The 24,417-nt window shown below is 66.8% G+C and carries 21 protein-coding genes and 1 pseudogene; 14 read left to right on the top strand and 8 right to left on the bottom strand.

Features of this window, described 5'->3' with window-relative positions:
* Positions 1-16: 16 nt before the first annotated feature.
* A complete protein-coding gene (locus tag QTI66_RS13010; protein ID WP_286560046.1) occupies positions 17-448 on the bottom strand; it encodes a DUF1801 domain-containing protein in 432 nt (143 codons plus the stop codon).
* Positions 449-608: 160 nt separating this feature from the next.
* Between QTI66_RS13010 and QTI66_RS13005 the strand changes: the two genes are divergently transcribed.
* From QTI66_RS13005 to QTI66_RS12980, 6 genes are all read left to right on the top strand, one after another.
* Positions 609-914, top strand: coding sequence for an NIPSNAP family protein (locus QTI66_RS13005; RefSeq protein ID WP_286560044.1), 306 nt, complete (start codon positions 609-611; stop codon positions 912-914).
* A gap of 16 nt (positions 915-930) precedes the next feature.
* On the top strand, positions 931-1,209 hold the full coding sequence (locus QTI66_RS13000) for a hypothetical protein (RefSeq protein ID WP_286560043.1): 279 nt from the start codon (positions 931-933) through the stop codon (positions 1,207-1,209).
* Between the two features lie 11 nt (positions 1,210-1,220).
* Positions 1,221-1,736 carry a DUF1697 domain-containing protein gene (locus QTI66_RS12995; RefSeq protein ID WP_286560041.1) on the top strand — a complete coding sequence of 172 codons (516 nt, stop codon included), beginning with the start codon at positions 1,221-1,223 and terminating at the stop codon, positions 1,734-1,736.
* A 113-nt stretch (positions 1,737-1,849) separates the two neighbouring features.
* Complete coding sequence (locus QTI66_RS12990) at positions 1,850-2,245, top strand: VOC family protein (RefSeq protein ID WP_286560039.1); 396 nt, start codon at positions 1,850-1,852, stop codon at positions 2,243-2,245.
* 30 nt (positions 2,246-2,275) lie between these two features.
* Positions 2,276-2,788 carry a DUF4188 domain-containing protein gene (locus QTI66_RS12985; protein ID WP_286560037.1) on the top strand — a complete coding sequence of 171 codons (513 nt, stop codon included), beginning with the start codon at positions 2,276-2,278 and terminating at the stop codon, positions 2,786-2,788.
* A gap of 20 nt (positions 2,789-2,808) precedes the next feature.
* Positions 2,809-3,216, top strand: coding sequence for a PaaI family thioesterase (locus QTI66_RS12980; RefSeq protein WP_286560036.1), 408 nt, complete (start codon positions 2,809-2,811; stop codon positions 3,214-3,216).
* Positions 3,217-3,236: 20 nt separating this feature from the next.
* Here QTI66_RS12980 and QTI66_RS12975 read toward each other — a convergent pair whose 3' ends face one another.
* Positions 3,237-4,394, bottom strand: coding sequence for a DnaJ C-terminal domain-containing protein (locus QTI66_RS12975; RefSeq protein ID WP_286560035.1), 1,158 nt, complete (start codon positions 4,392-4,394; stop codon positions 3,237-3,239).
* 193 nt (positions 4,395-4,587) lie between these two features.
* Here QTI66_RS12975 and QTI66_RS12970 point away from each other — a divergent pair, with 193 nt between their 5' ends.
* On the top strand, positions 4,588-6,489 hold the full coding sequence (locus tag QTI66_RS12970; protein ID WP_286560034.1) for an acyl-CoA synthetase: 1,902 nt from the start codon (positions 4,588-4,590) through the stop codon (positions 6,487-6,489).
* A gap of 139 nt (positions 6,490-6,628) precedes the next feature.
* On the opposite strand, the gene QTI66_RS12965 is transcribed toward QTI66_RS12970, so the two are convergent.
* Positions 6,629-7,849 (bottom strand): YncE family protein, encoded by a 1,221-nt coding sequence (locus QTI66_RS12965; RefSeq protein WP_286560033.1) that lies wholly within the window; start codon positions 7,847-7,849, stop codon positions 6,629-6,631.
* Between the two features lie 173 nt (positions 7,850-8,022).
* Here QTI66_RS12965 and QTI66_RS12960 point away from each other — a divergent pair, with 173 nt between their 5' ends.
* Positions 8,023-11,616 carry a patatin-like phospholipase family protein gene (locus tag QTI66_RS12960; protein ID WP_286560031.1) on the top strand — a complete coding sequence of 1,198 codons (3,594 nt, stop codon included), beginning with the start codon at positions 8,023-8,025 and terminating at the stop codon, positions 11,614-11,616.
* 27 nt (positions 11,617-11,643) lie between these two features.
* On the opposite strand, the gene QTI66_RS12955 is transcribed toward QTI66_RS12960, so the two are convergent.
* Positions 11,644-13,350, bottom strand: coding sequence for a hypothetical protein (locus QTI66_RS12955; protein WP_286560030.1), 1,707 nt, complete (start codon positions 13,348-13,350; stop codon positions 11,644-11,646).
* A gap of 204 nt (positions 13,351-13,554) precedes the next feature.
* On the opposite strand from QTI66_RS12955, the gene QTI66_RS12950 reads away from it, so the two are divergent.
* The 6 genes and pseudogenes from QTI66_RS12950 to QTI66_RS12925 all read left to right on the top strand — a co-directional run.
* Complete coding sequence (locus QTI66_RS12950) at positions 13,555-14,226, top strand: amino acid ABC transporter permease (protein ID WP_286560029.1); 672 nt, start codon at positions 13,555-13,557, stop codon at positions 14,224-14,226.
* Positions 14,227-14,236: 10 nt separating this feature from the next.
* Positions 14,237-14,890, top strand: coding sequence for an amino acid ABC transporter permease (locus QTI66_RS12945; protein ID WP_286560027.1), 654 nt, complete (start codon positions 14,237-14,239; stop codon positions 14,888-14,890).
* Between the two features lie 37 nt (positions 14,891-14,927).
* Positions 14,928-15,734 (top strand): transporter substrate-binding domain-containing protein, encoded by an 807-nt coding sequence (locus QTI66_RS12940; RefSeq protein ID WP_286560026.1) that lies wholly within the window; start codon positions 14,928-14,930, stop codon positions 15,732-15,734.
* A 7-nt stretch (positions 15,735-15,741) separates the two neighbouring features.
* Positions 15,742-16,503 carry a sugar phosphate isomerase/epimerase family protein gene (locus tag QTI66_RS12935; protein WP_286560025.1) on the top strand — a complete coding sequence of 254 codons (762 nt, stop codon included), beginning with the start codon at positions 15,742-15,744 and terminating at the stop codon, positions 16,501-16,503.
* Between the two features lie 8 nt (positions 16,504-16,511).
* Positions 16,512-17,474: a sugar kinase gene (locus QTI66_RS12930; protein WP_286560024.1), complete on the top strand. Its 963-nt coding sequence runs from the start codon at positions 16,512-16,514 to the stop codon at positions 17,472-17,474.
* Positions 17,471-18,523: pseudogene (locus tag QTI66_RS12925) on the top strand (LacI family DNA-binding transcriptional regulator); the annotation flags it as partial. The gene QTI66_RS12930 and the pseudogene QTI66_RS12925, both read left to right, overlap by 4 nt.
* Here the strand turns inward: QTI66_RS12925 and QTI66_RS12920 are convergent.
* From QTI66_RS12920 to QTI66_RS12905, 4 genes are all read right to left on the bottom strand, one after another.
* A complete protein-coding gene (locus tag QTI66_RS12920) occupies positions 18,426-20,150 on the bottom strand; it encodes a GMC family oxidoreductase (protein WP_444814994.1) in 1,725 nt (574 codons plus the stop codon). The pseudogene QTI66_RS12925 and the gene QTI66_RS12920 overlap by 98 nt on opposite strands.
* 103 nt (positions 20,151-20,253) lie before the next feature.
* Entirely contained in the window at positions 20,254-20,709 is a 456-nt protein-coding gene (locus tag QTI66_RS12915; protein WP_286560022.1) for a RidA family protein, read from the bottom strand.
* A complete protein-coding gene (locus tag QTI66_RS12910; protein ID WP_286560021.1) occupies positions 20,706-21,653 on the bottom strand; it encodes a transglutaminase family protein in 948 nt (315 codons plus the stop codon). The genes QTI66_RS12915 and QTI66_RS12910 overlap by 4 nt, the downstream gene beginning before the upstream one ends.
* A gap of 2 nt (positions 21,654-21,655) precedes the next feature.
* Positions 21,656-24,409 (bottom strand): circularly permuted type 2 ATP-grasp protein, encoded by a 2,754-nt coding sequence (locus tag QTI66_RS12905; RefSeq protein WP_444814993.1) that lies wholly within the window; start codon positions 24,407-24,409, stop codon positions 21,656-21,658.
* Between the last annotated feature and the right edge of the window lie 8 nt (positions 24,410-24,417).

Below are 24,417 nucleotides of genomic sequence, written 5' to 3'. Positions count from 1 at the left end.
GCGAGGCCCGCATCGCTCAGGACTTTGCCGTCGCCTTCTTCGCTGCCTTCTTCGGCGGCTTCAACGCGTTCAGCGCAACCGCTTCGCGAACGAGCGCCTTGAAGGCGGCCGCGTCAACCTCCTTGCCTTCCAGGATGTCGAGCGCCCGGCGTACGTTGCCCTCGAGGCTGGAGTTGAACAGGCCGGCCGGATCCTTCAGCGACGCACCCTTGGCGAAGGTGAGCTTCACCTTGTCCTTGTAAGACTCGCCGGTGCACAGGATGCCGTTGTGCGACCACACCGGCGTGCCCATCCACTTCACTTCCTCGACGACGTCCGGAACGGCCTCGTGGATGAGCTTGCGCATCCTGCCCAAGGTGTCAGCGCGCCAGTCGCCGAGGTTGGCGATTTTTTCCGAGATGCGCTCCGGGGCAGACGATTCCGGGTTGCTTGCTTCCGCCTTTTTCATGTTCCATTCCTTGAAGATCCAGAACTGCTTGATGTACAAGACTGCGCAGGATTGTCATGCAAGACTTCAGGGCAAACTTGCGGCCGGCGTGTGTGCATCCGCTGAAACCAGACAGTAGGATCGGTGGGAATCAGACTCGGTCAAAGGCTTCGGAATCGCCATGGTCACCTGCTATTTGCGCTACGTCGTCGATCCCTTCAAGCTCAAGGAATTCGAGCACTACGGGAAGCTGTGGATTCCTCTTGTCGAACGGTTCGGCGGGCAGCACCACGGCTATTTCCTGCCGTCGGAAGGGGCGAACAACATCGCGCTGGCCATGTTCACTTTTCCAAGCCTTGCCGCCTACGAGGAATATCGCGCGCTGTCCCTGAAGGACGCCGAGTGCCAGGCGGCTTTCAAGTATGCGGAGGACACGCGTTGCATCGTCAGTTATGAACGCAGTTTCTTCAGGCCCGTCTTCCGTTGATGCGCAAGGACCCCCCATGAAGCAACAGATCAAGCGACTGTCCCCGCACCAGAACGCGAAGGTGTTCGCGTCATTGATGGCCGTGGTGTCCTTCCTGCTCGCGCTGCCACTCACCCTGATCGCGAACGTGGTCGGCCCGAAAGACACGGCGCCGCCGCTGTACTTCATCCTCGTCTTGCCGATCGCTTATTTGGTCATCGGCTATGTCATGACGGTCGTGGGCTGCGCCATCTACAACTTCATCGCCAGGTACGTGGGCGGCTTCGAGTTCGAAGCTGAAGCAAAGCCTGAGTAAGACAAACCACCATGCCTCGCTACGTCGCGCTGCTGCGGGGAGTCAGTCCCATGAACGCGAAGATGCCCGAACTCAAGCGGTGCGTCGAGGGCGCGGGCTTCACGAACGTGAAGACGGTTCTGTCCAGCGGCAACGTGGTGTTCGACGCACGCAAGGCCGCTGAAAAATCGCTGGAGCGCAAGCTCGAAGCGGCGATGCAGGCGTCGCTGGGCCGCAGCTTCCACACGATCGTGCGTTCGGCCGAACACCTGCGCGGCGTGCTGGAAGCAGATCCGTATCGCGCCTTCGAACTCGCTCCGAACGCAAAGCGCGTCGTCACCTTTCTGCGCGAGCCGGGCGAAGGGCAGCTGAAGCTTCCCATCGAGCTGGACGACGCGCAGATCCTGTGCGTGGCGGGGCAGGAAGTCTTCAGCGCCTACGTGGCCGGCGACAAGGGGCCGGTGTTCATGCGGCTGATCGAGAAGACCTTCGGCACCGGCGTCACGACGCGCACGTGGGAGACGGTGCGCAAGTGCGCTGCGGCTTGAGCCATCATGCGGCCCAGCAACGCACAAGGACAGGAGCAGGGGAACATGAAGACAGAGCGCATCGTCCAGCGCCAACTTGGCGCATACCTGAGTCAACGCATGGAGGCCTGCAAATGAAATTCGGCTACACCATCGTCTACGTCCCCGACGTCGCCGCCTCGTTGAGCTTCTTCGAGTCCGCGTTCGGCCTGTCGCGGCGTTTTCTTCACGAGTCGGGCACCTATGGAGAACTGGACACGGGCGCCACCGCCATCGGGTTTGCCACGCATGCATTGGCCGAGGCGAACTTTCCCGGCGGGCATGTTGCAGCCAATGAGTCTGCGCAGCCTTTGGGCTTCGAACTCGCCTTCACGACGGACGACGTCCCGGCCGCACATTCGGCTGCCCTGGCGGCCGGTGCCACGGAGCTATCCGTGCCCCAAGCCAAGCCCTGGGGGCAGGTCGTTTCCTATGTGCGCTGTCCGGATGGCATCGTCGTCGAGCTGTGCACGCCCATCGTCGCGGGCTGAGCAGATCCAGCACAAGGCGAAGGTCCCACCATGATCCACCGCGAACGCCTCACCGCCACCTTCGACGGCCCTTTCGTCGTCTTCCTGATCGGCATGCGCGTCAACAACCCGCTGAAGGTCCACAAGTGGCTGCCGGTGGCGACCGCCATGCCGCGCATGGTCCGGGAGCTTCAGCAGCAGCCGGAGCTGGGCTTGCTTCATGCGGAAATGTGGTTCTCGCGAACGACGATCATGGTGCAGTACTGGCGCACGATGGAGCAACTGCTGGCCTACGCGAAGAGCAAGAATGCATCGCACCTTCCGGCGTGGCAGGCCTTCAACCGCAACGTGGGAACGGACGGCACCGTGGGCGTCTGGCACGAGACCTATGCGGCCTCCCAAGGCACCTACGAGAACATTTACGTCAACATGCCGCCCTTCGGCCTGGGCGTCGCAGGCACGACGCAGGCGGCGACGAGCGGCAAGAAATCGGCGGCGGGTCGCCTGGGGCGCAAGGACGACGAACCGGCCGATGGCCCTGAACTCACGCACGAACGAAGCTGAAGTCCCAAAGAAGGAAGCCCATGCCCGACATCCCCCAATTCCACGAAATGATGGCCTCGCAGTTTCCCGGCCTGATGGGCATTCGCCTGCTCGAACTCACGCCCGAGCGCGTGCTGGCGGAACTGCTGGTGCGGCCCGACCTGTGCACGGCCGGCGGGATCATGCACGGCGGCGCCTATATGGCCTTTGCCGACACGCTGGGTGCGATTGGAACGGTGGTCAACCTGCCACCGGGCAAGGGCACGACGACCACTGATTCCAGCACCAAGTTCATGGCTGGCGCCAAGGTCGGCAACACCGTGCGCGGCGAAAGCCTTGCGCTGCACCGTGGCCGCACGACGATGGTGTGGCAGACCTCCATCACCAACGCTGCCGGCAAGCTCTGCGCTGTGGTCACGCAGACGCAACTGGTGCTCGAAGGCAAGTAGCCAACGACCGCTTCGTCTGGCTATCGCTGCTCCGGCAGACCGCGCTCCCAAGCCCGCAGCCCGCGGTTCCAGGCGCGAATGCGCGCATCGGCCTGCGCACCGTTGCCCGACGTCGTCGCCAGCAACTGGTCGAGCAGGATCTCCTGGTCGGCGCTGAGTTGGTCCGGAAAGATCGGCAGCACGGTGATCAGGTGGTCCGCACGCACGCCGCGGCGCGCCACCGGAAAGCCCTGGCCCTTCAGGCGATATGTCACCTGGTCGCGCCGCAACTGCAGCGACTGGTAGCCGCCCACGGTGGGCACCTGGATCACGCGGTTGGCGACCCACGCGAAGCCGTCGACCGGAATCTCGCAGTGGATCGTGCCGTCGTCATGAAGCGTGAAGAAGTCATGCGCGGCCACTTCGACGCGAATCTCGAGGTCTGCGGGCGGACGATTGGCCCGTGTGCCGCCGCCTTCGACATGCAGCAGGTCGCCGCTGCGCACGCCCGCCGGAAAGCGCACCTTGACCTCGTAAGAGCGCGATGGCAGCTTGCCGCTGCCGTCGCAGGTGGGGCAGGGCCGGCGTGCGATGCCGCCGCCCAGACACGCCGAGCATTCCGCAAAGCCGCTGGGCCAGCCGAAGAAGGAGCGCTTGGCCACGGCGCCGGAGCCGCCGCACTGCGCGCAATTGCCACCCAGCACCTGGTGGCCCGCGCCTTCGCAGGTCGTGCAGGTGTCGGTGATCTTGCCGCGCAGGCTCTTGATGCAGCCGGTGGCCGCTTCTTCCAGCGTCAGCTTGACCTTGCGGTGCAGGGGGCGCCGGGGTGCTTCCCGGGTGCCCGTCGCGGCGGACTCTTGATGTTGCTGCTGCTGCTGATCTTGCGTGGCGGATGCACCGTCGCGCGCCTGCGCGGATGATGCGCGCGGGCTTTCCGGGGCTGCCTTGCGCGTCTGCTGCGAGCTGTTTCGCGTCGCAGAAGTGGACGACGAAGTGCGGGTCGCCGCCGGCGTGCGCGGCCCGGCGCGGCGGATTTCTTCAAAGGCGCGATTGATGCGCTGCATGCGCGCGACGGCGTCAGAGCTGTCGTTGCGGTCCGGATGCCATTGCGATACGAGCCGACGCCATGCGGCCTTGACTTCGCTGTCGGTTGCGTCGGGTGCCAAACCCAGTTCGGCGAAAGCGTTCTCGGTACCCAAATCCTTGTCCTCTTCGGCGCGCGTGCCCATCAGAAGATAGTGTCAAAAAAAGGTGACGGCACGACGGCATGAATGTTAGCCGAAGCTCACTGGCGGGCCGCGGGTAAATCGGGGCATTCAACGCGCGTCCGCACACCAAAAATGAGGGCTTGCGCTCGCGCGCCTCCATCCACAAGCTTCGTCGGGGGTTCCCATGACTGCTCAACACCTGGATCGTGTTCTCGGCGCCACCAAGGCAGTGCTCAAAAGTGCTGAAGATGTTTCGGTATTCGAGACGACGCCCTATGAGGAACGCATCGGCGCGCAAAGCACCTACGAGGCGCTCCAGATCGGTGCCTCGCAGAACCCCGACGCGCCAGCGCTCCAGTTCCTGTCCAGCGGCGACCCCGACACGCCCCCGCTCACCGTCAGCTACGCCCGCTTCATCGCCCGCGTGACGCAGGCGGCCAACCTGTTCAACGACCTGGGCGTCGGGCCGAACGACGTGGTGAGCCTGTTGATGCCGCTGGTGCCGCAGAGTTTTTTCTCGCTGTTCGGCGCGCAGGCGGCGGGCATCGCGAATCCGGTGAACCCGCTGCTGTCGCCCGCGCAAATCACGGAGATCCTGCGTGCTGCCAATACCAGGGTGCTGGTGGCGCTCGGCCCGGTGCCGGGTACCGATATCTGGGACAAGGTGCAGCGCATCAAGGGCGACTTGCCGAACCTGAAGGCCATCGTGGTCGTTCATGGCGCGGCGGATCCGGCCAACGGCGTCTACAGCTTCGATGAAAAGATCGACGCCTATCCGTCCGATCGGCTGGTGAGCGGGCGACGCATCGCGTCCGACGAAACGGCCGCGTACTTCCACACCGGCGGCACCACCGGCACGCCCAAGCTCGTGCGCCACACGCACCGCAACCAGGTCTACCAGGCGTGGGGCGTGAACCTGATGCTGTCGATGGGCCGTGGCCGATCACTGCTGTTCGGCCTGCCACTGTTCCACGTCGGCGGTGCGCTCACGCAGGCACTCGCGCCGCTGGCCGGCGGCGGCACGCTGGTGGTGGTGTCGGCGGCCGGCTGGCGCGACGCGAATGCCATCCGCAACGTGTGGCGGCTGGTGGAGCGCTACAAGCCCGAGGTTTTCGGCAGCGTGCCCACGGTGCTCGCAGCGTCGATCAACGTACCGGTGGGCGGCGCCGACCTGTCCAGCATCGTGTGCGCGTCGGGCGGCGGATCGGCCATTCCCGTGGCGGTCGGCAAGGCCTACATGGAGATGCTGAAGAAGCCCGTGCTGGAGGTCTACGGCATGACCGAGACGTCGAGCATCCACACCATGAGTTACATGGACCGGCCATTGCGCCTGGGCTCCGTCGGCCACGCATTGCCGTACAGCCGCGTGCGCATCGTCAAGATCGACGCCGACGGACGCTACGCGGGCGACTGCGCGACCAACGAGATCGGCGTGGTGGCGATGGCGGGGCCGGGCGTTTTTTCAGGCTACCTCGATCCTTCGCACCAGAAGGGCGCTTTCGTGGAGCCGGGTTGGGTGAATTCAGGCGACCTGGGACGGCTGGATGAAGACGGGTACCTGTGGCTCACCGGCCGCGCCAAGGACCTGATCATTCGTGGCGGCCACAACATCGATCCGCTGGCCATCGAGGAAGTCTTCTTCCAGCATCCGGACGTGGCACTCGCGGCCGTGGTGGGGCAGCCCGATGCCTATGCGGGCGAGTTGCCCGTGGCCTTCGTGCAATTGAAGCCCGGCGCGAAAGCGGATGACGGCGCGTTGCTGGACTTCGTGCGTGAACGTACGCCCGAGCGGGCGGCCGTGCCGGTGGCGGTCATCTTCGTCGATGCGATTCCGCTCACGGCTGTCGGCAAGGTGTTCAAGCCCGCGCTGCGCCTGAGCGCGGCGCAGCGTGCGGTGAGCATCATGCTTGCGGACGTTTTGAAGGACACGGTCTCCAGGGTCGAGGTCGTTGCGCATCCTGTGCACGGCCATCTCATCAAGATTCGTGTGGGCGGCGTTCCCGGGGATTCGCAGGAGGCGCTGGCCGCGCAGGTGCACGAGCGGCTGAATCCGCTCGAAATGCAGCACGAGATCGAGTGGGATTGAAACTCCCTCTCCCGCGGGCGGGAGAGGGTGGGGGTGAGGGTGTGGGCGGTTGATGGCGTGCGATTGATCTACCGCCCATGCCCCTCACCCCGGCCCTCTCCCCGGAGGGGCGAGGGAGCAATATCGAGGGAGCAAGACGTCAGTGCGTCACGCGGCCCCGCATCGAGGCCGGGTGGCCTTGCAGCGCGAATGACTTGCCGGTGTTGACCAGCGTGTCGCCATCCACACGCAGGATGCTGATGTCCTGATCGATGAAGTTGCCGACGTACAAGTAGCGGCCGTCCGCGCTCCACACCGCCCCTTCAGGCAGGCCTCGCACCTCGATCTCGTTGCCGCGCGTGACCTTCTTGCCGTCGATCTTCATCAGCACGACGGAGCCGTTGCGGTTGTAGAAGTAAGCGTTCTTCGGCGCGTTGCTGCCGCGAAGGAGCACGGCCACGGCATGCTTGCCACTCGGGCTCACCGCCAGCCCCTCCGGGCCGTCGCCGATCACCACCTTGTCGATGACGCGCGGTGGTGTCGCTTCGAGGTCGATCACGCTCACCGTGTCGATCTGGCCATCCGATGCGCCCGAGTTGCCGTTGTCGGCGCTCAGGGCCAGCTTGCCGTCAGGCGTCACGTCCACGTTGTAGGGCCACAAGCCCACGGCCAGGTCGACCTTGTTGTAGGTGACCTTCTCGCCATCGACATCGAGCAGCGCGATCTTGTGGTTGGGAAACTTGGCCAGCAGCGCGCGCTTGCCATCCGGCGTGAAGCGAACATGCGCCACCGATTCGCCAATGGCCACCGTGTCGATGAGCGTCACCTTCATGCCGGCGATGCGCAGCACGCTCACCGAGTTGTCGGCGCGGTTGGCCACCAGCGCCAGCGTGCCGGCCTTGTTGATCGACAGGCCGGAGGGCTGCTTGCCGAGGTTGAGCGTGTCGATGACCTTGGGCGGCGAGCTTGTCAGGTCGACGACGAACAGCCGCGTGTCGGGCACCGTCTTGCGCGCGCCGCCTTCCTCCACCACATTGATCGAGTTGGCGACCAGCGCCAGCGTTTCGTTGGATGTGATGGCAAGGTTGGTCGGCGGGCCCACGATGGTGTTGTCCAGCGGGAGCGTGGCCACGGCCTTCGGCGCTAGCGGGTCGGTGCCGATGTCCAGCAACTGCAGCGTGTCCTTGCCATGTGGCGCCAGCACCGGACGGCCGGCCTCGTCCCAGGACTGCTTCTCGTCGTTGGCGACGATCATCAGTTGCCGCTGGCCTGTCGAAGCCGACGGACCGGCGCAGCCCGCGAGTTGTGCCAGGGCCATGACAGCGCAAAGGCCGATGGCGAGGCGGGCGCCGGCGGCGCGGTGGTGAATACGCATCTTCATCCGATCTCCTCCACGCGGCCGGGTCGGCCGGTGGCGCATCCTATCCGCGGGGTGCGCAAGCATCACTCAGGGTGTTCACTCTGACGGGCAAGGCATGCATCGGTCATAGGCCATTCGCCAAATTGCCCTGCGGGGTGCGCAGTGAAATATTGCGGTGCAACGCAGAGGACCGGATGGACGACACCATAAGGGACATGGTGAGCACGCGCCGCAAGGCGCTCACGGGTGCGGACGATGGCCATCGCCCCTGGGGACTTGCCTTGTCCGGCGGCGGCATCCGCAGTGCGACTTTCAGCCTGGGCCTGCTCAAGGCGCTGGCGCAGCACCGGCAACTCCTGCAGTTCGACATCGTCTCGACCGTCTCCGGCGGCGGCTATGTGGGCTCGACACTGGGCCGGCTTTGCACGCGCGCCAAGGACGCCGATGGCGTGCGCGCAGTGGAGGGCGCCTTCGCCGAAGTGGACAAGGTGCGCTTCGGCTGGTGGCTGCGCAGCAACGGCCGCTACCTGATTCCCGGCGGCATGCGCGACACGCTCTTCGCGGTGGCGCTGTACCTGCGCAACCTGCTGGGCACGCACATCGAGATTGCGATTGCGGCCACGCTCGTGGGCATGTTCTTGGCGGCGATCAACCTGGGTGCGTGGGAGATCATGGCCGGCCTGGTCGACCTGGACAACGCGCAGTCCGTCATCTCGCCGGTGCGATGGGCCACGCAGTTGCCCACGCTCTGGCTCACGGCGCTCATTCCGTGGCTGCTGTCGATCGTGCTGGCGGACGGCTATTGGGCAGTGCGCGACAAGAGCACGACGCTGGGCATGCTGGGTCAGGTGACGATGTGGTGCGTGCTGGGTGCGCTGGCCTGGTGGCTCGGGCCGATCCTGGAAGACCGCTACGGCGGCCCGCTGTGGCTGGCGCCGGCCTTCATTGTCTTTGCGTCGGCGTGGGTGGTGGCGCTGCTGTGGGTGCTGTGGCGCAAATCGAGCGGCCAGACGCCGGCCGTGCTGCGCAACGAACTCACGGAAGGCCTGGCCACCGTGATCTACGTGATGCTCGTCATCGGGCTGCTGGGCCTGCTCGACTGGACGGCGTGGTGGCTCGCCGCGCATACGCGCGAGACGCGGGCCTCATGGGGCGGCGCGATGCTGGTGGCGGCGGCGGCGCTGCGTGCGGTGCTTCCGATGCTGTTCACCGGCAAGCGCGAGGTGCCGGGCGTCGGCAAGAGCATGCTCATCATGCTGGGCAGCATCTTCGGCCTGCTACTGGCCTTCTGCCTGGCGGCGTGGTGGATCGGCGTGCTGTATGCGGCCGTGCTGCTGCCGGTGTTCACGCCGCAGGGTCTGGACTTTCCGCGCGGCTGGGTGTGGTTCGGCACCATCGGCATCATCGTGGGCAGCTATGCGCTCGTCACGGGGCGCAACTTCGGCTTTCTCAACGCCTCGTCGCTGCACACCTTCTACCGGTCGCGCATCGTGCACGGCTACCTGGGCGCGGCCAACCAGCGGCGACTGGGCGCGGATCCGACGGCGGCGCTGTCGGGGCTGGCGCCGCCGCACGTGCCGGTCGGGGAGGTCGAGGAAGACGACGACATCTCGCAATGCAAGTACGCGCCGCACATGCACGGCGGGCCGGTGCACCTCATCAACGTGTGCATCAACCAGACGCACGACCCGCGGCAGCAACTGTTCAACCGCGACCGCAAGAGCCTGCCGCTCACGGTCGGTCCGCTCGGATGGATGCAGGCGGTGGGCGCGCCGTGGACCCAGGCCAAGCTGAAGGGGGCGCTGAGCATCGGTGCATGGACGGCGATTTCCGGCGCGGCCTTTGCGCCCGGCCTGGGCCGGCTCACCAAGCGCGGCATTGCGGCGCTGTCGGTGTTTGCAGGGCTGCGCCTGGGCTACTGGTGGGACAGCAAGGAAGCAGGCCTGGTGCAGCCCGGCGCGGCGCGGAGCATGTCGACCTTCCTGATGAAGTCGCGCTTCATCCTGCTCGAATGCTTCGGCGCCTTTCCCGGCAGCGGCTCGCCCTTCTGGTACCTGAGCGACGGCGGCCACTTCGAGAACACGGCCGCGTATGCGCTGCTGCGCGAGGAGGCCGAACTCATCGTCATCGCCGATTGCGGCGCGGACCCGGACTACCGCTTCCATGACCTGGAGAACCTCATCCGGCGCGCGCGCATCGACCTCAACGCCGACATCGTCGCGCTCAAGCCCAACAAGAGTGCGAGCTGGCGCAACCTGGGCGTGTTCGGCTCGCTCAACGACCTGGCGTCGCCCACCAGCCAGGCCTGCCTTGCGCTGGCGCGCGTCACCTACGCCAGCGGCCTGCTCGGGCACATCATCCTGGTCAAGCCGAATGTCTCGTCGGAGTTGTCGGTGGACCTGGTGAACTTCAAGGCGGCCAATCCCCTCTTTCCGCAGCAGCCGACCACCGACCAGTTCTTCGACGAAGCGCAATGGGAGTGCTACTTCCGCCTGGGCGCCGCCATCGGCGACCGGCTGGAAGGCGACTTGCTGTCGCGCGTGGCGCAGGGCGTGCCTGGCCTGTTCGAAGTCGATGACGGGCAGACCGGCCTGGCGGCGGCACCGGTCAACGGCACCAGTGTTTCCAGTGCCGTGGCCTCGGTGGGCCGGCTGCAGGCGCGCGTGCTCAAGGCCGGTGCGGTGACGGCGTCGCTGGGCATCGGCACGGCGGCCACCTTCGGCGTGGCCTTGTGGCAGGGCATCGATGCGTGGCGAACTCAGCAGGGCGACCAGTCGCGCGCCGAGAGCCTGGCCTTCAAGGACCTGACCGAGCGCTGGGCCAGGCTGCGCGTGGCGGGCACCTCGGACGAAGCGACTTCCTCCCTCGCGGCCGAACTGCTTCGCACCGGCGACCTGCTGTGCCGCCAGGGCAGCGAGAACTTCATGGCGAACTTCAAGCTGTCGGTGCGCATCGTCGACGATGCCAAGGCCGCTTGCGGTGCAGAGCCCCCCAACCGCCGCACGCCCGCCTGCCAGCGCCTGCTCGACCGCAACAACGGCATCGACTGCCTGCAGCCGGTGAGCGCACCGCCCTGCAAGCCGCGCTACTGGGCGCGCGACTACACCGGCCACACGCCGCCGCAGGAGAACTGCAGCGGCTTCGGCTCGGACTCGACCTCGTTCGTGACGGCGTTCATGGCGCGAGCCCATGTGCCCTTCAGGATCCGCTTTCGCGAGATCGCATTGCCGGCGGCGGTGCCACCCGCGGCGGGTTCGCCCCCGGCCGGCATGGTGGCCGGTGCGCCCACGGGCGGGGCCCGAAGTCCCCGGATGGCACCCGATGCCGTTTCCGGCGCCACGGTAGCTGCCGGTGTGCCTGGCGCCGGCGGTGGCTACGACCCGCCTGCGGCAGGCGCGGAGGAAGCGCCGCCGCGGCCGGACATCTGCAGGGGCCAGATCATCTACATCCAGGTCTATGGCCAGGAATCCCGCGAGGCGGCGCGCGCCTTTCGCAAGCCCTGGCGCGCGCTGGGCGCGGCCTTGCCTGCCGTCGAGGATGTGCTGGAAAGCTCGCGTGCAGCCGGACGCGCACCGCCTGCGGGGCATCGCCAGCCGACCATCCTCTACAGCGACGGGGCACAGGCCCCCTGCGCCGAGGCCATGGCGCGCTCGGTGTTCCCGCCCGTCACGGCGTGGACGGTACGTGCCGCGTCGCAAAGCGTCGTCGCGGGCTCCATCGAGGTGTGGCTGCCGCGGCCCAACCCGGGCCAAGGGGCGGGCGCGCCATCGACGCCGCAGACTTTCTGACGAAGGAAAGCGGCGCGCCGGTCGCGGTCAATCCGCGCCCGGCCGCCAGACGCGCTTGAAGGCCGCGAACTTGTCGCGCCACGACATCCGGTCGTCCGACAGCGCATCGATGAAGTCCGACAGGCGCTGCGACTTGATCATGGTGTAGACCGTGAGCCAGGTGGTGAAGCCGCCGACGACGGCGAACCACAGGATCTTGGTCAACAGCGGCGCTTCCGCTTCGGCCAGCAGGTTCATGCCCAGGAAGCCGGTGGTGATGGTGCCGATGAGGCCGAACAGCGTCACCACCGTCAGGCGCACGACGGTGCTGGCCTGGCGGCGCAGGCTGTCGGCTTCGAGGTAGGTGTTCATGTCGGCGATGCGCACGCGCACCTCCTCGTACAGCTCGTCCAGCCCCAAGTGGCGCGAGCACAGGTTCGACAGCGCCTGCACCTGCGCCTGGTGCGAGATCTGGTGGAACCAGTAGCGGTGCGTGAAACGCAAGAAGCGCTCGAAGCTCAGGCGAATCGCGCGCTTGAACCGCTTGACGCTCGCCATGTTGCGCTGGTCCAGCCGCTTGAGCGCTTCGACCAGCTGGTCGGAAAACATCAGCAGCGAGGCCTTCTGGAAATGCGCAATGAGGAACAGCAGGAAGTGCTGGTGGCGAAACTGCGCCAGCACGCCGCGGTCGCCGCATCCAAAGAAATGCGAACGCGCATCGCCGATGACGATGAACGCGCGGCCGTTGCACAGGTAGCGCGTGTTGGGCGCGGCGCCGGTGTCGGCCCAGAAGCGGTCGTAGCAGTAGTTCGACTCGAAGTCGGCCAAATGCTCTTCGCCATAGGGCAGCAGGCTCTCCGCGTCCCCCGAGCCGGTGACGAGCCCCAGGCGGATGAACTGGCTGCGCGTCAGGCGCCGCGGGTCGTCAAGGGCCAGGTAGGCCATGACGGGCATGCGGTAGTCCTCGATGTGGCGATAGCGCAGCAGGCCGGGCTCTTCGGAATGCTCGCTCACCAGCGGCTGGATGGCGTACGCCCAGTGCGCCGCAGTGCGCGGCGCGCGGTGCGTGGCCACGTGCGAGAGAAAGGTTTCGCTCTCCTGCGCATCGGAGCGCGCCAGCACGTTGCCGTCGGCGCCCAGCCATTCGACGCTCTCCATGCAATGCAGGGCGGCGCCGTCGGCATCCCAGCCGGCCGGGTAGGCGCGGCCGAAGCGGTAGAGCTGCTCCTGCGCCTGCCAAAGGCTCAGGTCGCTCGCGCCGATCTCGAGGTTGAGCAGCACCACGTCGACGTCGAAGAAGAAGTACAGGTCCAGATGCACAACGTCGAGCGTGAGCGGCGCGTCCCCTTCGCGTGCCACGACGCGAACGCCCTTGATGTCGTGGCGGCGGAACACGCGCATCGGTGAATCGCGGCCCACGTCGCGATCGCCTGTCGTGCCCGTGCCCTGCGTGCGGGAGCGCCCTTCACCATAGAGGAACTGCTGCACGTAGGGCAGGAAGCTCGCGAATTCGTTGTAGTGCCGCTCGTGAAAGTCGTCGGACTTGCCGGTGTACTCGTCGATCACTTCGCGCCATGGCGTGCTGTCGCCGAGTTCTTTCAGGACCTTCCACGCGGGCCGGTCGCCGCCGCCAGACTCATGGTCGCGCATGAGTCGCAAGGGCCACAGCAGCGCCTGCCGGAAGTGCCTGACGACCGGCGTCTTGCTGCCTGCACCTGTTTTGTCTTGGAGTGCTTCTAAGGTGGTGCTTTCCATTTGTCCAGTTTAGGCTGCACTAAAACATTTCGCTTTCGGGACGCGTTCCAGGTGGAATCCCTTAGTTTCATGAAACCGGTTTCAGCTAAAGTTCGATCCACTGATCCAGACAACGGAGACAAGCCATGTGCAAGGACGATGAAGCGCGGTGCGGCCTGAGGGCGGTGAACGCCTTCAAGACCTCTGGCGTGGTGTAGGCCCGCCATGAAATATCAATTCCAGTTCGAAGCAGTCTTTGCCGCGTGGCCGCTGCTGCTCAAGGGCACCTGGATCACGATCCAGCTCTCGCTCATCGCCACCCTGCTGGGCTTGGTGGTTGCCATCGTGTGCGCCTGGGGCAAGACGTCGGGGCCGACGTGGTTGCGCTTCATCGTCAATGCGTACATCGAGGTCATCCGCAACACGCCCTTCCTGGTGCAGTTGTTCTTTTTCTTCTTTGCGCTGCCGGCCATCGGCTTGCGTTGGTCGCCCTACACGGCGGCGCTCACGGCGATGGTGGTGAATCTTGGCGCCTACGCCACCGAGATCATCCGCGCCGGCATCGAGTCGATTCCCAAGGGGCAGATCGAGGCGGGCAGGGCGCTCAACCTGAAGGGCTGGGAGATCTTTCGCTTCGTCATCATCAAGCCGGCGCTCAAGGCCATCTATCCGGCGCTCACGAGCCAGTTCATCCTGCTGATGCTGAGTTCGGCGGTGGTGTCGGTCATCTCGGCGGACGACCTGACCTCGGTCGCGGCCAACCTGCAATCGCAGACCTTCCGCAGCTTCGAGATCTACATCGTGGTGGCCTGCATCTACCTGGCGCTGGCGCTGTCGTTCTCGGGGCTGTTCAAGCTCATCTATCAGCGCACGCTCAACTACCCGGACCGGCGATAGGAAATCGATCATGCGTACCTTCGGCTTCCCCGAGTTCCTGTTCATCCTTGAAGCGGCCAAGTGGACGCTGGCCCTGTCGCTGATCGCGTTCATCGGCGGCGCCATCCTGGGCCTGATCGTGGCGCTGGCGCGCACGTCAGAGAGCCGGGCGGCGCAAATCATTTCCACCGGCTTCATCCAGATCTTCCAGGGTACGCCGCTGCTGCTGCAACTCTTCCTGATCTTCTTCGGCGCGCCGGTGATGGGCTTCGACATCAATCCGTGGGTTGCGGCCGGCGTGGCGCTCATCCTCAACAGCGCGGCCTTCCTGGGCGAGATCTGGCGCGGCTGCATCCAGGCGATTCCGCGCGGCCAGGTGGAGGCGGCATTGGCGCTCAACCTCGACTACACGGCCCGCATGCGTGACGTCGTGCTGCCGCAGGCCTTCAAGATCGCGCTGCCGCCCACGGTGGGCTACGTGGTGCAGATCATCAAGGGCACCTCGCTCGCCGCGATCATCGGCTTCACCGAGATCACGCGCGCCGGGCAGATCATCAACAACGCGACCTTCCAGCCGCTCGAAGTGTTTGCGACGGTGGCTGCGCTGTATTTTGTGATCTGCTGGCCGCTGTCGCTGCTCGCGCAGTACATGGAGCGGCAACGTGCCCGCTCGTTGGCGCGCTGACCCATTTTTTTTGTTCCCAAACCAAGGAGACTTTTCCATGATCCGTATTGCAACCCGCCGCACCGCCACGGCCGCGCTCGCTGCCCTGGGCCTCGGTGCCGCGTTGACGGCCTTCACGCCCTTCGCCTTTGCGCAGTCGATGGCCGACATCAAGAAGAAGGGTGAAATCACCATCGGCATGCTGGTCGACTTTCCGCCCTACGGCACGACCAACGCGCAGAACCAGCCCGACGGCTACGACGCCGACGTGGCCAAGCTGCTGGCCAAGGACTGGGGCGTCAAGGCCAACATCGTGCCGGTCACCGGCCCGAACCGCATTCCCTTCCTCCTGACCAACAAGGTCGACCTGCTGGTCGCCTCGCTGGCCGTGACGCCCGAGCGCGCCAAGCAGGTGGCGTTTTCCACGCCGTATGCGGCCGCCACCATCGTGCTGTATGGCAAGACGAGCGCGCCGATCAAGACCGCGGCCGATCTCAAGGGCGTGCGCGTAGGCGTGGCCCGCGCCAGCACGCAGGACGTGACGGTGACGGCCGCAGCGCCCGAAGGCACCGAGATCCGCCGCTTCGACGACGACGCATCGGCCATGCAGGCCTTGATGTCGGGTCAAGTCGACGCCATCGGCTGCTCGGTGACGGTGGCGGCTCAGATCGCCAAGCGCGTTCCCGCCAACACCTTCGAAAACAAGTTCGTCCTGAAGCAGCAGGCCATGGCGATTGCCATTCGCCCCGGCCAGGATGAACTGCTCAAGAACGTGAATGACTTCGTCACCAAAAACACCGCCAACGGCGAGCTGAACAAGCTCTACCAGAAGTGGCTGCAAACCGACCTGCCCAAGCTGAATTGAGGCGTCGGTGCCTCCGATCCTGATTTCCCTCGCCGCCTTTGGCGCCGCCGAAGTGGGCCGCCACGGGCAGGCGTGGTTCGCGCGGCTGTCGCGCGAAGCGGGCGCCGATTCGGTGGAGGTGCGCGGCGAACTGCTGCGCGGCTCGCCCACCGAGGTGGATGCGCAACTGGCCACGCTCGCCGAATTCACCTCCGTCTATTCCGAACCGGAAGGGCTGTGGACCGAAGGCGGCGACCTGAACACCGCCGCGCTCGAACGCGGCCTGGCACGTGCGGCCATGCTCGAGGCACCGCGCCTGAAAATGTCCATCGGCGGCTTCGGTGCGGCGTCGCACGCATCACTGTCGGCCCTGAAGCACCGCCTGGCCGCCACCGACACCGAACTGCTGATCGAGAACGACCAGAGCGTGTCCGCCGGCAGCGTGCCCGCGCTGCTGGCCTTCTTCGATGCGGCAGACCGCAGCGGCCTCGAACTCGGCATGACCTTCGACATGGGCAACTGGCACTACGTCGGCGAATGCCCGCTGCAGGCCGCGCAGGCCCTGGGGCCGCGCGTTCGCTACGTGCATTGCAAGGGCGCGCAACGCCTGCCGCACAAATGGGTGGCAGTACCTTTGTCACACTCGCTTGCGCCGTGGCGCGCCATACTGCGTGCCTTGCCGTCCGACGTGCCGCACGCCATCGAATATCCCCTGGTCGGCGACGATCTCCTGGCCGTGACACGCGACGAAATCGCGCAGGTGCGCGCGGCCTGCACACCCCTGACATGAGCATCGACATGAGCTCCAACCAATCCACCTCCTCCTTCGACGTCGCCCTTTTCGGCGAGGCCATGATGCTGCTGGTCGCCGACCGGCCGGGCCCCATGGAGCACGCCGAGTCCTTTCACAAGCGAACGGCCGGCGCCGAGACCAACGTGGCCATCGGCCTGTCGCGCCTGGGCCTGAAGGTCGGCTGGGCCAGCCGGCTCGGCACCGACAGCATGGGCCGCTACCTCATCGCCAGCATGAAGGGCGAGGGCATCGACTGCTCGCACGTGATCTGCGATGAAACGCAGCGCACGGGCTTCCAGTTCAAGGGCCGCGTCACCGACGGCAGCGACCCGCCGGTCGAATACCACCGCAAGGGCTCGGCCGCGAGCCAGATGGGGCCGGCCGACGTCGACGAGGCCTGGCTGAAGTCCGCCCGCCACCTGCACGCGACCGGCGTGTTCGCAGCGCTGTCCGCCACCAGCGTGCAGGCGGCACGCAAAACGCTCGACGTCATGCGCGCGGCGGGCCGCACCATCTCCTTCGACCCCAACCTGCGGCCCACGCTGTGGCCGTCGAAAGAGGTGATGCGCGACACGCTCAACGAACTCGCCGCCAAGGCGGACTGGGTGCTGCCCGGCATCGAGGAAGGCTTGCTCCTCACGGGTGACGGCACGCCGGAAGGCATCGCGCGCTTCTATCGTGAACGCGGCGCGAAACTCGTGGTCGTCAAGCTCGGCAAGGACGGCGCCTATTTCGACAGCGACGTGGCCGGCACCGGCCGCGTGGCCGGCTTCCCGGTCAAGGAAGTGATCGACACGGTGGGCGCGGGCGACGGCTTTGCGGTCGGCGTGGTCAGCGCGCTGCTCGAAGGCAAGTCGGTGCCAGAGGCCGTGCGCCGTGGCGCGTGGATCGGCGCACGCGCCGTTCAGGTGCTGGGCGATACCGAAGGCCTGCCCACGCGCGTGCAGTTGAACGACGCGGGGCTTTGAGCACGCGCAGTTCCGTCCAGCGTCCCACGGGCCGCGCCACCATCGCGGACGTGGCGAAGGCGGCGGGCGTGTCCAAGGCGACCGTCTCGCGCTTCCTGAACCATCGCGAGCGCCTTCTCAGCCCCGACATCGCGGCGCGCGTCGAAGCCGCCGTGAAGGCGCTGGACTATTCGCCGAGCCCGATGGCGCAGGCCTTGAGCCGGGGCCGTTCACGCCTCATCGGCCTGGTGGTGGCGGACGTCAGCAACCCCTATTCGGTGGCGGTGCTGCGCGGCGCCGAAAAGGCCTGCCAGGCGGCCGGCTACCTCGTGATGCTCTTCAACCTGGGCAACGACGGCAGCCGCGAGCGCGAAGCCATCGACGCGCTGGCGGGCTACCAGGTGGACGGCTTCATCCTCAACACGCTCGGGCGCGGGTCATCTGCGGTCGATGCCTCGGCCTTGCATGGCAAGCCGGCGGTGCTGGTCGATCGGCGGCATCCCGCGATGCGCGCGGACTTCGTCTCGCTCGACAACCCCGGCGCCATGAAGCTCGCATGCGGGCATCTGGTGGAGCAGGGCTATCGCGAACTGATCTACATCAGCGAGCCTTCGAAGGGCGTGAGTTCGCGGCGCGAGCGAATCGCGGCGTTTGGCGACTGCATGGGAAGCCATCGGCCGCGCGTGGGTGCGTCCGTGTTCGAAAGCGAAGACGACCCGGCCGAAGCCACTGCGGCACTCGACGCCGAACTGCTTGCCCTGAAAAAGCGCGCTGGACGCGGCCGGCGTGCGGCGGTGCTCGCCGGCAACGCGGTCGTGACGCTTCGTGTGGCGGCAGCCGTCGAGCGGCTGGGTTGGCGCTTCGGTGTCGACATCGGCTTGGTGGGCTTCGACGACACGGAATGGGCCTCGCTCATCGGACCGGGGCTGAGCACCATCGCCCAGCCGACCGACGAGATCGGCCACGCGGCCGCTAGCTGCCTGATCGAGCGACTTCAGGGGCTCGATGCGGCGCCGCGTCAGTTGCTGCTGCCGGGCCGGCTGGTGGTACGCGGTTCGTCGCAAGGCTTGAGCGATCCGCAGCCGACGCCTTAGCCGCGGCGCGCATCCAGTCGGAGGCGCGCTCGGCAATCATGATCGTCGGCGCGTTGGTGTTGCCGCCGATCAGCGTCGGCATGATCGACGCGTCCACTACGCGCAGGCCGTCGATGCCGTGCACGCGCAACTGCGCGTCGACCACCGCCGTGGCGTCGCGGCCCATCTTGCAGGTGCCCACCGGGTGGTAGATGGTGTCGGCGCGCGCACGGATGTGCTGCATCAGTTCGTCGTCGCTTTCAACGCCCTCGGTGTAGACCTCCTTGTGCCGGTAGCGGGCCAGCGCCGGTGCCTTGAGGAGTTCGCGCACGCGGCGAACGCCCTTGAGCATCAGGGCCGCATCGTCCGGGTGCGACAGGAAGCGCGGGTCGATGCGCGGCGACGCGGTGGCATCGTTGCTGAAGAGCCCGACCTCGCCGCGCCCCTTGGGCCGCAGCACGCAGACGTGGCACGAGAAGCCGTATCCCATGTGCAGCTTGCGCGCATGGTCGTCCACCACCGAAATGACGAAGTGCAGTTGCAGGTCCGGCCGCGCGAGTTCGGGCGACGACTTGATGAAGCCTGCGCCTTCCGCAAAGGGCGTCGCGATCATGCCTTTGCCGGTCTTGCGCCACTGCGCGATGGCCTTCACCAGGTTCACCGTGCCCACGGCGCCGATGCCGAACATGTCCGTTTCCTGCGACTTGTACGAGACGATGAAGTCCAGGTGGTCCTGCAGGTTCTGTCCGACCCCGGCCAGCGGGTGCTGCACCTTGATGCCGTGCTTGCGCAGCTCGGCCGGATTGCCGATGCCCGAGAGCATCAGAAGTTGCGGTGAATTGAAGGCGCCGCCGCACAGGGCCACTTCCCGGCGCGCACGCAGCACTTCGACGATGTTGCCGCGACGCACTTCCACGCCGACGGCACGCCGGCCTTCCAGCACGACGCGCAGCGCCTGCGTCTCGGTTCGCACGTGCAGGTTGGGGCGATGCATGACCGGATGCAGGTAGGCCGCCGCGGCGGAGCAGCGCTCGCCGTTCCTGGCGCCCCCATGGAACTGCGTGACCTGGTAGTAGCCGACGCCTTCCTGCTCGGGACCGTTGAAATCGTCGTTGCGCGCAAGGCCGCACTCGACGCCGGCCTGGATGAAGGCTTCGGTGATCGGGCGGGGCGACTGCTGTTCCGAGACCTGCAACGGCCCGCTGCCGCCGTGCAGTTCGCTCTCGCCGCGTTCGTTGCCTTCGGAGCGCTTGAAGTAGGGCAGCACCTCGTCGAAGCCCCAGCCCTCGCAGCCCAGCCGGGCCCAGTCGTCATAGTCCGTGCGGTGGCCGCGGACGTAGAGCATCGCGTTGATGGCGCTGGAGCCGCCGAGACAGCGGCCGCGCGGCTGGTAGCCCCGGCGCCCGTCGAGGCCGGGCTGCGGCACCGTCTGGTAGGCGTAGTTGTTGATCTTCGGCCGGCCGGGCAGCATGGTCACGACGCCGGCTGGCGCGCGTACCAAAATGCCGCGGCCGTCGCCGCCGGCCTCGATGAGGCAGACCTGAATGGCAGGGTCTTCACTCAGGCGCGAAGCGAGCGTGGCCCCGCCCGAGCCACCACCCACGATGACGTAATCGAAGTCCAATTCTTGTCTCCTCGCTCCGGGACTACCGTGCAAGGGAGACTGTAGGAAGCTTGGAAACGTTTTGTGACGAGTGTTTTCCCGTGCAGGGGCTCGTCGTGCGGGTTCAGGCGACTTCGGCGATCAGCTCGATTTCAACGCAGGCGCCCATCGGGATCTGCGCCACGCCGAACGCGCTGCGGGCGTGCGCGCCCTTGGCACCGAAGACTTCGGCAAAGAGTTCGCTGGCGCCGTTCGTCACCAGATGCTGTTCGGTGAAGCTGCTCGTCGAATTGACGAGGCTCATCAGCTTGACGATGCGAACGACCTTGTTCAGGTCGCCCACCGCTGCATGCAGGGTGCCCATCAGGTCGATGGCGATGGCGCGGGCCGCGAGCTTGCCTTCGGCCGTCTCGATGTTGGCCCCCAGCTGGCCGACCCACACCTTGCCATCCTTCTTGGCAAGGTGGCCCGACAGGAAGACGAGCTTGCCGGTCTGCACGAAAGGAAGATAGGCCGCAGCGGGCACGGCAACGGGCGGCAGCGTGATGCCCAGTTGCGAAAGCTTGTCGTAGACGCTCATGAAGGGTTCTCCTGATTTGCGGCCGCATTGTCGCCCAGCTCGCTGGACGGGAGTTCCTCTTCAGGCTGCACCGTAACGCCGACCCGCAGCGTGTGCCGTGCGCCGCCGTGCAGCACGCCGCGCATGGGCGAGACGTCGGCATAGTCGCGCCCGATGGCCAGCGCCACATAGTCTTCGCACGGCTGGCGGCCATTGGTGGGGTCGAACTCGGCCCAGTCACCCGGCCCCTCGGCGCCGGGCAGGTAGACCGACACCCAGGCGTGCGACGCGTCGGCGCCCACCAGCCGCGGCTGGCCCGGCGGCGGCTGCGTGAGCAGGTAGCCGCTCACGTAGCGTGCAGGCAGCCCCATCGTGCGAAAGCACGCGATCATGATGTGGGCGAAGTCCTGGCACACGCCGCGGCGCTGCGCGAGGGCTTCGACCGCGGGCGTGCTGATCTCGGTGCTGTTGCCGTCGTACTCGAAGTCCTCGAACATGCGCAGCGTGAGGTCCATCGCGGCGTCGAACGCGGGACGGCCCTCGGTGAAGCTGGGGCGCGCGTAGGCCGCGAAGTCATCGTGGCGCGGCACGTACGTGGACGGGTAGACAAACTCCGACGCGGCGTCGTAGGGCGCGTCCTTGCGGTAGCGAAAGCGCTCGCGCACCTGCTCCCACGGCAGCTCCCGCGCAATGGCCGGGCTGAGCGTGGGCGTGCTGGTCTGCACCACGCTGTGCGCAATCACGGCCAGGTGTTCGTGCGTCGAATCCAGTGCAAAGAAAGCGCGCGTGTTGCCGTAGACGTCCGGCGATTCGCTGCGCTGTACCGGCGCGGGTTCGATGTCCAGGCGGTGACTCACCAGCTGCTGCCACGGCGTGGTCAGCGGCTTGAGGTGGGCCAGGTGCTGCGCCGTCTCGACGGGTGGCGTGTAGGCGTAGCGCGTTTCGTGGGTGACATGAAGGAGCATGGTCAGACTCCCACCGAACGCAGCGATTCGGACGTGAGGGTGAAGTAGCGCGTGCCGATGGCGTCGGACACGTGGTAGGCCGCCGTCTCGCACTGGTCGAACAGCGCAACCAAGGCCGGGTACACCGTGCCTTCGCCGGGCTCGCACAGGTGTTCGAGGGTCCAGCTCGCCGGGTCGGGCAGTTCGTAGGACAAGGCAGTGAGCTTGCCCGGCGCGCTGCCTGCCAGTCGCGCGATGCGCCCGCGCAAGGTCTGCGTGACCCAGGCGAGCGAGCGCGGGTTGTCGCCGTCGAGCACGAGCAGGTCGACCATGGTGGCGACGTCGCGCCGCTGCTGGTAGCGGGCGTGGAAGGTGATGGTGCTGTCAAAGAGCGCGACCATGGCTTCGAAGCCGGGGACCTCGTGCACCGCGCCGTTGGCAAAGCCAATGCTCAGCGCATCCGCCAGGAAGGCCAGCCGCTCGATGTGACGGCCGATGGAAAGCAATCGCCATGCGTCGTCGCGCGTCATGCGGTCCGTCTGCGCGCCGGTCATGGCGGCGAGGGCGCCGCTGGCCGATTCGAGCAGGCGCAGGGCGGCGCTGGTGGCATAGCTGCCTTCGGCCACTTCGCCGGCCTGTTCGGCGGAGCGGCGCAGGAAGTCGCTTTCGGCGCGCACGATCAGGTTCCAGTGGTCTTGCGACAGGCGCTCGCGCACGGCGCTCGCCGCACCGCGCACGCAGCCCAGCGTGTAGCCGACGCTGCCGCCGCTGCGGTCACCGAGTTCGGCGATCAGCGAGCGCTCGAACACCCGGCGCGAGCGCGGCGCGCTGGGCACGTCGCGCGGCACCAGGGCGTTGTGCTGTGCCAGTTCGTGCAGCCATTCGAGAAGCGGGCGCGACGACTGGTCTTCGCCGGCCAGCAGGCTCAGCGTGAGGCGGGCGAGCCGCACCGAATTTTCTGCGCGCTCGGTGTAGCGGCCGAGCCAGTACATGTTCTCGGCGGCGCGGCTCGTGACGGGCGCGCGGTGGCGCGCCAGCGATGCCGGCGTGGTGTGGGTGGGCAGCAGCGAGGTCCGGTCGATGGCGTCGTGCGTCTGCACCCAGGCATCGGCACTGCTGCCGCCGCGTTGCATCGACGCGATCTGCGCGTTGGGTCCGGCCAGGCGCGCCAGGCCGCCGGGCAGTACGCGCCAGCTTTGCGGGCCATCGCTCACGGCAAACACGCGCAGCAAGACGGCACGCGGCGCGATCTGTCCCTGGCCCATGTCGCCGGACGCCCACGTGGGCATCTGCGACAGCGGCATGTAGCTTTGCACCGTGTGCGCATCGCCCTGCAGCGCGATGCGGCCGGCCCATTCGTCCAGTTCGCGGCGGCTCAACTGGCTGCCGAGCACGGCGTCGAAGCTGCGGTGCTTGTCGCTGTCGGGAAAGGTCGCCTTGATGGCGCAGTCGGCCAGTTGCGGCAAGGCCGCTTCCATGGCGGCGCGCTCGCCGCACCACCAAGTGGGCAGCGAAGGCAACTGCAGCCGTTCGCTGATGAGCCGGCGCGCCAGCGAAGGCAGGAAACCCAGCAGCGCGGGCGACTCCAGGAACTCCGAGCCCGGCATGTTGGCCACCAGCACGTTGCCGGCGCGGATGGCTTGCAGCAAGCCGGGCACGCCCAGCGTGGAATCGGGGCGCAACTCGAGCGGATCCAGGAACTGGTCGTCCAGCCGCTTGATGAGGCCATGCACCGGGCGCAGGCCCTGCAGCGTCTTGAGGTAAAGCCGCTGGTCGCGCACGGTCAGGTCATTGCCTTCGACCAGCGTGATGCCCAGGTAGCGCGCGAGGTAGGCATGCTCGAAGTAGGTTTCGTTGTAAGGACCGGGCGTGAGCAGCACGATGTGCGGCGGCGCGCCGGCCGGGCACAGGTGCTGCAGCGCGCCCATCAAGGCGCTGTAGGTGGCAGCCAGGCGTTGCACGTGCAGCGCTTCGAAGGCCTGCGGAAACTGCCTTGAGATGGCGAGTCGGTTTTCCAGCAGGTAGCCCAGCCCCGAAGGCGCCTGCGTGCGTTGCGACAGCACCCACCAGTTGCCGTCCGGTCCGCGAGCCAGGTCGAAGCCGGTGATGTGCAGCCACGTGTCGCCCGGCGGCTTGACGCCATGCATGGCGCGCAGGTATCCCGGATGTCCTTGCACCAGCGCGGGTGGCAGGAGGCCTTCGGCCAGCAACTGCTGCGGGCCGTAGACGTCGGCCATGACGCGGTCGAGCACGCGCATGCGCTGCAGCACGCCGGTTTCGATCTGCGCCCAGCTTTCAGGCGAGACGATCAGCGGAAAGAGGTCGAGCGACCACGGGCGTTGCGGCCCGTCGCGATCGGCATAGACGTTGTAGGTGACGCCGTTGTCGCGGATCTGGCGTTCGAGGCTGAGCGCGCGGCGGGGCAGGTCGGTGAAGCCGCCCGGACCGAGCTCCTCGAAAAAATGCGCCCATGCAGGTGCCAAGGCGGCGGGCGCTTCGGGCTTGGTTGCGACTTCGCTGGATGCGGCCTGGGTTTGAGTTTGGGTTGCGGCCGGTGCGGTGCCGGCCGTCTGCGTCTGGCTTTGCCGCCCCTCAGTCGCCTCGCGCAGCAGGGGCGCCGTGGGCGGCGCCACTGTGCGCACCGGCTGGTTGGGCGTGGCCAGGCCACGCAGTTCGTCGAAGTGGCCGGGGGAAGCCGGCGGGGCCAGGCTCGACGCCAAAGCTGCAAGCGCTTCTGGCGAAGTGGCGTCGAATAAAGAGGGGTTCAGGTTTTCCACAACCGGTC

Source organism: Variovorax brevis, from assembly GCF_030317105.1.
Taxonomy (GTDB): domain Bacteria; phylum Pseudomonadota; class Gammaproteobacteria; order Burkholderiales; family Burkholderiaceae_C; genus Variovorax; species Variovorax brevis.
The sequence above is the reverse complement of the archived record's forward strand: the minus strand, read 5'-3'. Positions and strand labels throughout refer to the sequence as shown.

Coding starts and splice junctions, on each gene's coding strand:
- QTI66_RS12910 (WP_286560021.1), bottom strand. CDS start 21,653: ATGCTCCTTCATGTCACCCACGAAACGCGCTACGCCTACACGCCACCC.
- QTI66_RS13005 (WP_286560044.1), top strand. CDS start 609: ATGGTCACCTGCTATTTGCGCTACGTCGTCGATCCCTTCAAGCTCAAG.
- QTI66_RS12960 (WP_286560031.1), top strand. CDS start 8,023: ATGGACGACACCATAAGGGACATGGTGAGCACGCGCCGCAAGGCGCTC.
- QTI66_RS12955 (WP_286560030.1), bottom strand. CDS start 13,350: ATGGAAAGCACCACCTTAGAAGCACTCCAAGACAAAACAGGTGCAGGC.
- QTI66_RS12965 (WP_286560033.1), bottom strand. CDS start 7,849: ATGAAGATGCGTATTCACCACCGCGCCGCCGGCGCCCGCCTCGCCATC.
- QTI66_RS12940 (WP_286560026.1), top strand. CDS start 14,928: ATGATCCGTATTGCAACCCGCCGCACCGCCACGGCCGCGCTCGCTGCC.
- QTI66_RS12980 (WP_286560036.1), top strand. CDS start 2,809: ATGCCCGACATCCCCCAATTCCACGAAATGATGGCCTCGCAGTTTCCC.
- QTI66_RS12995 (WP_286560041.1), top strand. CDS start 1,221: ATGCCTCGCTACGTCGCGCTGCTGCGGGGAGTCAGTCCCATGAACGCG.
- QTI66_RS13010 (WP_286560046.1), bottom strand. CDS start 448: ATGAAAAAGGCGGAAGCAAGCAACCCGGAATCGTCTGCCCCGGAGCGC.
- QTI66_RS12945 (WP_286560027.1), top strand. CDS start 14,237: ATGCGTACCTTCGGCTTCCCCGAGTTCCTGTTCATCCTTGAAGCGGCC.
- QTI66_RS13000 (WP_286560043.1), top strand. CDS start 931: ATGAAGCAACAGATCAAGCGACTGTCCCCGCACCAGAACGCGAAGGTG.
- QTI66_RS12985 (WP_286560037.1), top strand. CDS start 2,276: ATGATCCACCGCGAACGCCTCACCGCCACCTTCGACGGCCCTTTCGTC.
- QTI66_RS12950 (WP_286560029.1), top strand. CDS start 13,555: ATGAAATATCAATTCCAGTTCGAAGCAGTCTTTGCCGCGTGGCCGCTG.
- QTI66_RS12970 (WP_286560034.1), top strand. CDS start 4,588: ATGACTGCTCAACACCTGGATCGTGTTCTCGGCGCCACCAAGGCAGTG.
- QTI66_RS12915 (WP_286560022.1), bottom strand. CDS start 20,709: ATGAGCGTCTACGACAAGCTTTCGCAACTGGGCATCACGCTGCCGCCC.
- QTI66_RS12930 (WP_286560024.1), top strand. CDS start 16,512: ATGAGCTCCAACCAATCCACCTCCTCCTTCGACGTCGCCCTTTTCGGC.
- QTI66_RS12990 (WP_286560039.1), top strand. CDS start 1,850: ATGAAATTCGGCTACACCATCGTCTACGTCCCCGACGTCGCCGCCTCG.